Below are 7,825 nucleotides of genomic sequence, written 5' to 3' on the forward strand. Positions count from 1 at the left end.
CTAAATAACAGTAGTTCTTTTTTAATCATGTTTTCCAAAATAATTAATAGTTTTTATATATTGAGGAGATGTGTAGAATTGCTTAACTTTGTATACTTAAAACAAATAAGATATGTATCCAACAGATTTAGTAATGCCTATGAAGGCTGAGCTTACAGATAAAGGCTTTGAAGATTTAACCACTGCTGAAGAGGTTACAGAAGCATTAAAACAGACAGGAACTACTTTATTAGTTATCAATTCTGTTTGCGGTTGTGCCGCAGGAGCTGCAAGACCCGGGGTTGTATATTCATTAACAGGGGATAAAAAACCGGATCATTTAACTACTGTTTTCGCAGGTTATGATACGGATGCCGTTTCTGAAGCAAGAAAACATTTAGCACCTTTCCCTCCAAGCTCACCATGTGTGGCTCTTTTTAAAGACGGAGAATTAGTTCATATGCTGGAAAGACATCATATTGAAGGAAATCCTGCAGGAGCAATTGCTGCCAACCTACAGGCTGCTTATGATGAGTACTGCTAAAAATAATTACCATAAAAGTAACAAGCCCGTCACATGATATGTAACGGGCTTTTATATATCATAATAAAAATGTTTTCGGAAAAAACAATTATTATTATATTTGGAAATGGCAACGAAAGCACTTTTCAATACTGTGGTAAACTGGTTTATTCGCCAGAGGATAGATCAGATAGAGAATTTCATGGACCATCCTATTGAAACACAGAAGGGAATTTTATTCTCACAGCTGTTTCACGCCGAAGATACTGAGTATGGTAAAAAATATGGTTTCAATTCTATTTCAAGCTATCAGGATTTTAAGAACAAAGTACCTATTGTTTGCTATGAAGATTTTGAACCTTATATTGAAAGGGCAAGACAGGGACACAAAGATGTCAGCTGGCCAGGCTATATAAAACATTTTGCCAAATCTTCAGGAACCACTAACGCAAAAAGTAAATTCATTCCTATTTCAAGTGAAAGCCTGGAATACTGCCATATGAAAGCAGGAAAGGATATGGTATCTATATACGCCAACAATCACCCTGAAAATCAATTATTTACAAACAAAAACCTCCGTTTGGGAGGAAGCTCTGAACTCTATGCGGATTTTAATACCAAATTCGGAGATCTTTCCGCTATTTTAATTGATAATCTACCTTTCTGGGTTGAAATTACCACAACACCCAGCAAAAAAGTATCCTTAATGTCCGAATGGGAAAGCAAGCTGAACGCTATTGTTTCGGAGGTTAAAAACGAAGATGTAGGAAGTCTTCTTGGCGTTCCCAGCTGGATGATGGTTCTTCTCAGAAGAATCCTCAATGAAACCGGGATTAACAGTATTTCTGAGTTATGGCCGAATCTGGAAGTATTTTTCCATGGCGGAATCAGCTTTAAACCTTACAGAGAAGAATACAAGCAGATTATAGGCAAGAATATCAACTATTATGAAATCTATAATGCTTCCGAAGGCTTTTTCGGAATTCAGGACAGATCCGACAGTGATGAAATGCTTCTGATGCTGGATTATGGTATTTTCTATGAATTCATTCCTATGGAACAGCTTCACTCCTCCAATCCTAAAGTGGTTAATCTGGAAGATGTTGAAATTGGAAAAAATTATGCAATGGTCATAACGACTAACGGCGGACTCTGGAGATACCTCATCGGAGACACTGTGATCTTTACTTCAACTAATCCTTTCAGAATAAAAATATCAGGAAGAACAAAACATTACATCAATGCTTTTGGAGAAGAATTAATGATTACTAATGTAGAAGCAGCCTTACTCAAAGCCTGTAAGGAAACAGATTCATCAGTGACAGATTTCACAGGAGCTCCTATTTTTATGAAAGAAAATGAAAGTGGTGCTCATGAATGGATATTTGAATTCAGTAAGGAGCCTAATGATCTTGAATCTTTTGTAACACTTTTTGATAATAGCTTAAAGGCTGTCAACTCAGACTATGAAGCGAAAAGATATAATAATATCACCTTAAAAAGACCGATAGTACACATTGCAAGGCCCAATCTGTTTTACAATTGGCTAGAGTCTAGAGGAAAGCTCGGAGGACAAAATAAAGTACCCAGACTAAGTAATGACCGAGAATACCTCGATCCTTTACTGGAAATGAATCAATAAAAAAAAGCGCAGAATAATCTGCGCTTTTCTTATTTCTTTAAATCTTCTTTCAGCTTCTTAGCTTCTTCTTCTATTTTCCCTGCACCCTTCGCTGCTGCATCCTTCACATCCTTACTGGCATCCTGAGCTCCTTTCTTAATATCTTTTCCTGCTTTATTGATGTCTTCCTTAGTTTTTTGTGCCACTTCATCAATTTTATTACCGGCTTCATCCACTTTAGCCTTTACATCCTCTTTGGTCTGGTGAATTTTTGAAGTATCAACAACCTCAGATGGAGTTTGAGTAATAGTAGTAGAAGTTGTTGTAACTGATCCGTCCGGATTTTCTACTGTTTCTGTCTTAGTAGTTGATTTCGTACAAGAAACAACTGCCATAGAAATAATACCTGCGATTAGAATTTGTTTTTTCATTATTTTATATTTTAAAGTAAATCAATTTATTGTGTATTTACCACAGGGGAAACTTCCTGTTTTTCTTTCATTTTTTTCTCTTCTTCCTGCTTTTTCTTACTCTCTTTCTCCAATTCTTCTCTAAGTTTTTTTTCTTCCTGCTGAAGCTTCAAAGCCTGCTTTACAGAATCCTTATATTGAGGAGAAGATTCTCTGATCTTCCTGGCTATGTCTACAGATACCGCTCCTGGAGAGAAAGAGTCAATAGCTGTCGTATCATAATTAAGGGTAACAATTGGTTCCTCCATATTTACAGCCTTTCTTTTAGAACATGCTCCCAATATAAGAAGTAACGAAACTAAACCTGCAAATAGTATATTTTTCATGGAACTAATTTAATTGAAATTCAGCAATTACAGGATAATGATCGGATAATTTTACTGAATAATCTACTTTATAGCTTACAGGCACAATAGATTTTGAAGTGAAAATATAATCTATCCTGAGAGGAAGCCCATAATCATGGAAACTTGTAGAGACACCGTTTCCAGCTTTAACAAAGGCATCGTCCAGATTTTTCCCTAAATTATAATATTCATAAGAGTTGGGAACAGAATTAAAATCTCCCGCCAGAATTACAGGATAAGGAGAGTTATCAATGGCTTTTCTTATTTTTCTGATCTGATCTTCATGGGTTCTGAAAGTAGGAATCAGGTGCGAGAATACAAAACTGAATTTATTCTTCTCTTCTTTTATCCCATCAAACTGAAACATGGATTTATTTAACTGGAAGGGTTCAAGATAAACATTGACTACCCTGACCACTTTCCCGTTGATCTCAACATCTGCATAAAATGAGTTCCCTTTAGATTTATCACAGAGCAACTGTGCCTGCCTGATAATTCTATGTTTTGTTTTTAAAATAACAGTGGGGTATTTTACTAGGTTCTTTTTAACGACTCTATTCGTATCTTTTTCCTGAACCAGAATAATATCAGCATCCTGGTCAACGATATATTTTTTCACATTCTTCCATCCGAAGCTTCCATATTGAACATTGAATGTCAATACTTTAATATCACAATTAGTGATATTATTTTCTCCATGTTGCGGGGAAAATTTAATCCATCGCTTGATAGGATTATAGAATATAAGAGTACTTAAAACGAAAATAAAAGCAATTTTTTTTCTTTTGATGATCCAAACCACAGTAAGTATAATATGCAGGATCACCAGATAAGGGAAAAATAATGATAACAGGTTCAGTTTGCTGAAAAAATTAGGAGGAACCCATGCATTCCCCAATGTACTCAATAACAGAACCAAGATCCCAACATGGAATAACAACAATACCTTGCCAGATTTCATAAATATTTTTTTAACCCCCACATTTTCTTAGCAAAAACCCTACCAAGATTATTTTTTCATGGTGATTTTCAGAAAATTAATGATCTAATCTGAAGGTTCCGATAACAGGAAAATGGTCGGATAAGTCTACAGTCCGGTCGACCTGATAGCTAATTGGTTTTATATTTTTTGAAGTAAATATATAGTCGATCCTGATAGGAAATTTATAATCGTGGAAACTTGTACCGCTTCCCTTCCCTATTTCAAGAAAAGGATCTTTCAGCCCTTCCAGTAAATGATAATATTCGTAAGAATTAGGAACGGAATTGAAATCTCCTGCTACAAAAACAGGATACGGGGAATCATCAATGGCTTTCCTTATAATTTCAACCTGTTCCTGATGGGCTTTAAAAGTGGGTATTAGCCGTTTAAGGATATTCTTTACCTTCTCTTCATCTTCTCCGCTATTATTTCCGTATAATTTAATCATACTTTTCTCAAACTTGAAAGGCTGAAGGTATACAACAACAAACCGGTATCTCTTTCCTCTGATTTCTAGATCGGTTTGCTGGGCATAGGCGTTAAACCATTCATAATCTCCTATGATAAGGTCTTTCTGATCAATGATAGTATGTTTGGTATAAAGTGAAACATTCTGCATCTTTTTCCCTCCTTTAAGACCTTTAAAATCAAATTCTTTCATTCCGTCTTCCTCAAACATGACAACATCAGCATTCTGGGAATTGATATAATTTTCAATATTCGTTTTTCCGGCATTTCCTCCTTTTACGTTGAAAGTAACTAATTTAAGATTAGAAGATTCTTTTGGTGTAGAAGAATAATTGACCCATCTTTTAGCAGGTGTAATCAATGCAAGCCCTAATATAACAAATATAACCGCTCTTTTCTTCCAGCTGAAAATCCAAAAAAGCGTCAATAAAACATAGGCTATTATTAAAACCGGAAATCCCAGTGAAAGCAAATTGACCCAGGGAAATATTTTCGGAGGAACATACGCATTGAGCAGCGTTCCTAACAGAAGAACTCCAATTCCTATATGCAGAAAAAAAAGTATAAGACGAAAAATTTTCACGAAATGATATTAATGAAATCTATATAAATGCTTTTTCCAGCTTCTTGCGAGAAGAAAACCAACCAGCGCCCCTCCTACGTGAGCAAAATGAGCAATTCCTCCTACATTTCCGGAGAACCCAAGATAAACAGAAGCGATAATAATAATCGGCAATATATATTTTGCTTTAATAGGAAATGGAATAAACATAAATATAAGTTTGGTATCGGGATACAATGTAGCAAAAGCTGCTACTACTCCGAAAACAGCACCCGAAGCACCTAACATTTTGCTAACTAAACCATAATAGAGTTCTTTTGATAGTTCATTTGATGAATTAGCATATACATCATAAGGAAAATTATTTATATCTGCCTTCATATAAATCTCAGCTACATTGACTTTTGCCTCAACAAGTTGTGTGGTTATCTGCTGAATTTCATAAAAATTCCAAAGATTAAATAATACAAATGCCCCCAACCCACTTACAAAATACAGTATTAAATATTTCTTTTCTCCTAAAGTTTGTTCTAATACAGGACCAAAACTCCACAATGTCAACATATTAAATAGAATATGCATGAATCCTCCATGCATAAACATATGGGTAATGATCTGCCAGGATTTAAAATTAGGAGATAAGGGATAATATGCTGAAAGTGTATTATATAGCTGAGGATAAATTAAATAAGATATTATAAACACTACAATATTTATAATAATAATATTTCTTGTAATCGGAGGGATATTATTAAACATTCTTTTTAAAATTTATTTTTAAAATCATTAAACGGAACTTCGTAGAAGCATCTTTTTCCATTCGGTAAAAACTCAGGGAAACCCAATGCCGTAAAGTCTTTGATGACTTGTTCCGCATCTTTTTTGTATATAAAATCAAACCTGGATTTAGACTGCATCTTGTTCCATTGGTTATGATAATACTGCATAAATTCTTCTTCCGTCTTGTATTCCAGAATTTCAAAAAGATTTTCCAGGAATTTCATCACCTGTGTTTCTTTCAGCCCTTCAGGGACAGCATCAATTCTCAGGACACTTTCATGGGCGATCTTCATATCAAAACCCAGTTCAGGAAGATACTTCTTAATGGATTTATATTTATTTTTCTCTATCTCATTCATATGATACTCAAGGGAGAAAAGTAATGCATGGCTGTTGGTACTGTTCTTTTTTACTGTTTTATTATTTTCAGCAACTAATAATCTGTGCATTCTTCCCAAGTCCAGCATCAATGTTCTGTCTCCTTTATTGAACAGCCAATATCCGTTCGGAAGCCTCATAAGGTCTTCATCAAAATCCTCTTCTTCAAATAAATTGATCTTGGAAGGTTCTGCCGAAATATTCTGGTGATACATCTCAGCAAGATTATGGATTTCAACTTCTTTAATTTCTTTTTCTTCCAGAAACGGATTATAGTCTTTATCAACTACAATCTCAGGCATTTTTATACTGGTACCGGAATTTCCTTTGCTTGGAAACGTCTTCTGCATGATTTCATCCAGCTGAGGATCTCTTTCAAAATCAAGACTTGGAGCTACATTATAGATTCCCAGGGACCTTTTTATGGTAGAGCGTAACAATGCGAAAATAAGATGCTCATCTTCAAATTTCACTTCCGTTTTCTGAGGATGAATATTAACGTCTATTTTTTCGGGATCAAGTTCCAGGAATAAGAAAAACGTAGGTACATAACCCGGTAAAAGCAATCCTTCAAATGCTTCCTGAACCGCTTTATTGAAATACGGACTTTTAAAATACCTTCCGTTAACAAAGAGAAACTGCTCTCCCCTTGTTTTTTTAGCCCCCTCAGGTTTTGCCACAAATCCATGAAGCTTTACCCAGATAATATCTTCTTTAATAGGAACCAATAAAGGCTGTAGCTTTCTGCCGAAAATATCTACAATCCTCTGCATCTGACTTCCCTTTCTAAGTTTGAAAACGGGATCGTCATCATGAAATAAAGAAAATTCCAGGTTTTCATGTGCCAAGGCCACCCGTTGGAATTCATCGATCACGTGCCTGAATTCGATATTGTTATTTTTCAGGAATTTCCTTCTTGCCGGAACATTAAAGAACAGGTTCTTAACCAGAAAATTAGAACCTTCCGCAGTTTGTACAGGCTCCTGAAACTGAAAAGTTCCTCCTTCAATATAGATATTGGTCCCAATACCAGCATCTTTTTGCTTGGTTTTAAGCTCCACCTGTGCAACGGCAGCTATGGAAGCAAGCGCTTCTCCACGGAATCCTTTGGTGGATATTTTAAATATATCATCGGTTCCCCTTATTTTCGAAGTAGCATGTCTTTCAAAAGCCATTCTTGCATCCGTATCAGACATTCCTACTCCATCATCCACTACCTGAATTAAATTCTTACCGGCATCTCTTACAATCAGCTCCACTTTGGAAGCTCCCGCATCTATGGCATTCTCCAATAGTTCTTTCACAATGGATGCTGGCCGCTGCACCACTTCCCCCGCCGCAATCTGGTTGGCTACATGATCCGGTAAAAGCTGAATAATATCTGACATAAAAGCTAAATCAACTTACAAAAATAGTTAATGAAAACGGTAATAAAAACACCATCAGGCGGATTTAAAATTTAATTATCATTTCAATGCAAAAATTTTGCCTTTTATTGTTAAAACTCCTCCTGAAAATAACATTTATGCTTCTGGTCCCAATATCTACTGATAAAATTCTATTTTGCCTGAGCCTACAAAAAAATTCCCGCCAATATGACAGGAATTTTTTTATTCAATTTTTATGAGGAGTTGTGATATCCTTTTTCTGGTACTTAACATCTACCAAATATTTATCTCATAACCAATTTTTTAGAATCTAATATAAAAACTAGA

The 7,825-nt window shown here is 35.3% G+C and carries 8 protein-coding genes; 2 read left to right on the top strand and 6 right to left on the bottom strand.

Annotation, left to right across the window (positions count from 1 at the left end):
- The first annotated feature begins 112 nt into the window (after positions 1–112).
- A complete protein-coding gene (locus tag Q0A18_RS14755) occupies positions 113–523 on the top strand; it encodes a BrxA/BrxB family bacilliredoxin (RefSeq protein WP_292010924.1) in 411 nt (136 codons plus the stop codon).
- Positions 524–629: 106 nt separating this feature from the next.
- Entirely contained in the window at positions 630–2,144 is a 1,515-nt protein-coding gene (locus Q0A18_RS14760; protein ID WP_292010925.1) for a GH3 auxin-responsive promoter family protein, read from the top strand.
- Positions 2,145–2,173: 29 nt separating this feature from the next.
- Here Q0A18_RS14760 and Q0A18_RS14765 read toward each other — a convergent pair whose 3' ends face one another.
- From Q0A18_RS14765 to mutL, 6 genes are all read right to left on the bottom strand, one after another.
- Positions 2,174–2,554: a hypothetical protein gene (locus Q0A18_RS14765; RefSeq protein WP_292010926.1), complete on the bottom strand. Its 381-nt coding sequence runs from the start codon at positions 2,552–2,554 to the stop codon at positions 2,174–2,176.
- Between the two features lie 26 nt (positions 2,555–2,580).
- Complete coding sequence (locus Q0A18_RS14770) at positions 2,581–2,919, bottom strand: hypothetical protein (RefSeq protein WP_292010927.1); 339 nt, start codon at positions 2,917–2,919, stop codon at positions 2,581–2,583.
- A gap of 4 nt (positions 2,920–2,923) precedes the next feature.
- Positions 2,924–3,901: an endonuclease/exonuclease/phosphatase family protein gene (locus Q0A18_RS14775; protein ID WP_292010928.1), complete on the bottom strand. Its 978-nt coding sequence runs from the start codon at positions 3,899–3,901 to the stop codon at positions 2,924–2,926.
- Between the two features lie 76 nt (positions 3,902–3,977).
- A complete protein-coding gene (locus Q0A18_RS14780) occupies positions 3,978–4,973 on the bottom strand; it encodes an endonuclease/exonuclease/phosphatase family protein (protein ID WP_292010929.1) in 996 nt (331 codons plus the stop codon).
- 9 nt (positions 4,974–4,982) lie between these two features.
- Positions 4,983–5,711 (bottom strand): rhomboid family intramembrane serine protease, encoded by a 729-nt coding sequence (locus Q0A18_RS14785; protein WP_292010930.1) that lies wholly within the window; start codon positions 5,709–5,711, stop codon positions 4,983–4,985.
- Positions 5,712–5,716: 5 nt separating this feature from the next.
- Positions 5,717–7,498, bottom strand: coding sequence for a DNA mismatch repair endonuclease MutL (gene mutL / locus Q0A18_RS14790; protein ID WP_292010931.1), 1,782 nt, complete (start codon positions 7,496–7,498; stop codon positions 5,717–5,719).
- Between the last annotated feature and the right edge of the window lie 327 nt (positions 7,499–7,825).

Source organism: Chryseobacterium sp. (assembly GCF_022712095.1).
Lineage (GTDB): Bacteria > Bacteroidota > Bacteroidia > Flavobacteriales > Weeksellaceae > Chryseobacterium.